General features: G+C 77.8%; 1 protein-coding gene. It reads right to left on the bottom strand.

Annotation, left to right across the window (positions count from 1 at the left end):
• Positions 1–131: 131 nt before the first annotated feature.
• On the bottom strand, positions 132–1,166 hold the full coding sequence (locus tag GTR00_RS20920; protein WP_166613445.1) for an ABC transporter substrate-binding protein: 1,035 nt from the start codon (positions 1,164–1,166) through the stop codon (positions 132–134).
• Between the last annotated feature and the right edge of the window lie 201 nt (positions 1,167–1,367).

Here is a 1,367-nt window from a genome sequence, read left to right on the forward strand (position 1 = left end):
CGACGCCGTCGCCGAGGACCACTTCGCCCGGCTGCAGGCGCAGCAGCCGGGCGAAGTGGTCCTCGGCGACGGCGTCGAGCGCCGTGGGCCGGCGCGGGGGGGTGCTCACCGCGCCGACCCTAACGCCGGGCTCAGGCGGCGGCGGCGTCCGCGGCGGCGGCCAGCAGCGGCACCGTGCGGTCCATCTGCCAGGGCAGGTTGAGGATCGTGGTGGAGGTGGCGGCGATGAGGTCCTCGTCGGTCAGCCACACCACCGCGCCCTTCGCGACGGCGGGCATCGTGGCGTAGACGGGGTCGGCGCGCAGCTGCTCCAGGGTGAGCTCGCCGTAGCCGACGAGCAGGTCGCAGTCCAGGTCGCGCACGCGCTCCTTGGCGACCTCCAGGTAGAACTGGTCGGAGGTGCCGGCCAGGGCGGTGGTGCCGGGGGCGTCCACCAGGCCCAGGCCGTGCAGGGTGTCCACGCGCGAGTCGCCGGGCAGGTACACCGACAGGCCCGCGGCGGTGGCGTACACGTACGCGAAGGACCTGCCCGCCAGCTGCGGGTGCGCCGCGGCGCGGGCGGCGACGTCGGCCTCGGCGTCGGCGACGAGCTGCTCGGCCTCGGCCCCCCGGCCCACGGCCCGCCCGATGAGTCTGGCCTGGTCCTGCCAGGTGGTCTGCCACGGCTGGTCGGGGTAGGCGACGGTGGGCGCGATCGCGCTGAGGGTGGACCAGTCCTGGGCGGTCAGGCCGGAGTTCACGGCCAGCACGAGATCGGGGGCCAGCTCGGCGATCGCCTCGAAGGGCACCTCCCCGCTCTCCCCGGCGCCCAGGGCCGTGGTGGTGGCCGGGTCGTGGTGGCCCCGCCACCACGGGTACGCCCCGCCCTCGCCGCCGTAGGTGACCTCCGGCGCGCCCACGGGCTGCAGGCCCAGCGCCCACAGCACGTCCTGCGAGCCCCAGCCCCAGGTGACGATCCGCTGCGGGGCGGCCTCGACCGTGGTGGTGCCCAGGGCGTGCTCGACCCGCACGGGGAAGGCGCCGTCCTGCGCGCCGCCCGCGCCGCTCGCGGTGGCGGTGGCCGCGGGGGTGCCCGCGGGGCCGTCGGAGCCGCAGGCGGCGGTGGCGGCCAGCGCCGCCAGGGGGGCGGACAGCAGCAGGGATCGGCGGGTGGCGCGCAGCGGCACGGCGGGTCTCCTCGGGGACGGTTCAGGTCAGGGCAGGCTCACCTCACCACACGGGGGCCCCGGAACGGAAGCCGCCCGTCCCGGCCGCGGTCCCCGGCCGCGAGCACCGCGGTTACGGTGGCGGGCGTGGACCCCGCGGGCGCCGACCGACCCTGGACCGACCTGGAGCGGCCGCCGCTGCGGGCGGCGGCCGCTCCAGGT

This window comes from Kineococcus indalonis (assembly GCF_009906395.1).
GTDB lineage: Bacteria > Actinomycetota > Actinomycetes > Actinomycetales > Kineococcaceae > Kineococcus > Kineococcus indalonis.